This window comes from Dokdonella soli, assembly GCF_039523175.1.
Lineage (GTDB): Bacteria > Pseudomonadota > Gammaproteobacteria > Xanthomonadales > Rhodanobacteraceae > Dokdonella_A > Dokdonella_A soli.
On the sequence record NZ_BAAAEU010000038.1, the window covers coordinates 1 to 643 of the forward strand.

Annotated in this window: 1 protein-coding gene; it reads right to left on the reverse strand. The window is 58.2% G+C overall.

Annotated features, from left to right (window positions below; genetic code table 11):
- A partial coding sequence (locus ABD002_RS19490; protein WP_343794271.1) for an AMP-binding protein occupies positions 1 to 643 on the reverse strand: 643 nt, incomplete at both ends.

Sequence of the window (643 nt, forward strand, 5' to 3'; positions counted from 1 at the left end):
GCGTGCAACACCCGCGCCTCCGATGTACAACTCCCCCGCCACCCCGACCGGTACCGGCTGGCCATGCGGATCCAATACGTAGATCTGAGTATTGGCGATCGGTCGACCGATGTGTGGGCCCCTGCCATTCGCGCTAATCGGCGTCAATGTCGCATTTACCGTACATTCGGTCGGTCCGTAGACGTTATAGAACTGCGTGGTAGTAGAGGCGGCTAGAGCATCCCATTTGTCAGAGCTGATCGCCTCGCCGCCGACCAGCACATGTCGGAGCAAGAGCTGCTTTTCTAGCAGAATATCTAGCTGCACGGGTGTGCAGTCCATTACATCAATACGTTGTTCGTGCAGGAATGCCCCCATCGCCAACGCGTTGATCCGAATCTCGCTTGGGACTACCACCACGGTGTGTCCCGACAAGAGTTGCACTATGACCTGCACCGACGCATCGAAAGACAGTGCAGCATTGAGAGCGACCCTCGAAGACGATGGGCAGCTATGAAGGGCCGTGGTGGCCAATGCACCCCAAAGATTGAGTACGTTTCGGTGTTCGACCATGACGCCCTTGGGCAGTCCAGTCGAACCGGACGTGTAGATCACGTACGCCAGGTGGGTCGGCAGCAGGTCCACTTCGCTGCGCGTCGGGTTG